We start from the raw sequence: 735 nt of genomic DNA, 5'->3' as shown, positions 1-735 counted from the left end.
GTTCCCGTTATCTTTCTGACGGCTTCCGGCGATGAGGCGAGTGTTGTTACCGGGCTGAACATGGGTGCGGACGACTATATCACCAAGCCTTTTCGTCCGCGTGAATTGATTGCGCGAATCAGAACCGCCCTGCGAAAAAGCGGACGTTCTCCATCGGATTTTGAAATCTGCGGGCTTCATGTCGATATGGCAAGCGGCGTCGTGAAAAAGGACGGCAACGAGGTTTTCCTTTCACCCCTAGAATACCGCTTGCTGTTGGTGTTTATTAGCAACCCAAAAAGTATTATCACAAGGAACAGGCTGCTTGACGAATTGTGGGATGCTGCGGGCGAGTTTGTCAATGACAATACATTGACCGTGTACATCAAACGCCTGAGGGAGAAGATAGAGAACAACTCAGCAAGCCCGCAAATCATTCTGACCGTTCGCGGGACAGGATATAGATTGGGGGACGGGTATGCTTCGGAATAGAGAGTTTCGGCAGTTTGCAATTTTATTCTCCTTAATAGCTGCCACCGCTGTGACGCTGGGATTTGCAATCAATAGGTTGGCTGGAATCCTTGCTATTGCTTCTGCCGCCGCTTTTGGGACAGCGTTTTTTGCATTTACCAAAGCACGATATAAAAGCATTGCGCAGATTTCAGATCAAATCGATCTTGTGCTTCATAACGCTGACCATCTGTATATTGGTGAATCGGACGAGGGCGAACTTTCCATTCTGCAAAGCGAGATAAC

Annotated in this window: 1 protein-coding gene and 1 pseudogene; both read left to right on the top strand. The window is 48.4% G+C overall.

What is annotated here, in order from left to right:
* On the top strand, positions 1-471 hold a 471-nt coding region (locus tag CRN98_RS17290; protein WP_097028643.1), incomplete at its 5' end, for a response regulator transcription factor.
* Positions 458-735 (top strand): annotated as a pseudogene (locus CRN98_RS17285) (sensor histidine kinase); the annotation flags it as partial. The gene CRN98_RS17290 and the pseudogene CRN98_RS17285, both read left to right, overlap by 14 nt.

Origin of the sequence: Clostridium peptidivorans (assembly GCF_900205925.1) — a bacterium.
GTDB classification, from domain to species: domain Bacteria; phylum Bacillota; class Clostridia; order Clostridiales; family Clostridiaceae; genus Clostridium_AK; species Clostridium_AK peptidivorans.
This window is presented reverse-complemented; position numbering and strand designations above follow the sequence as displayed.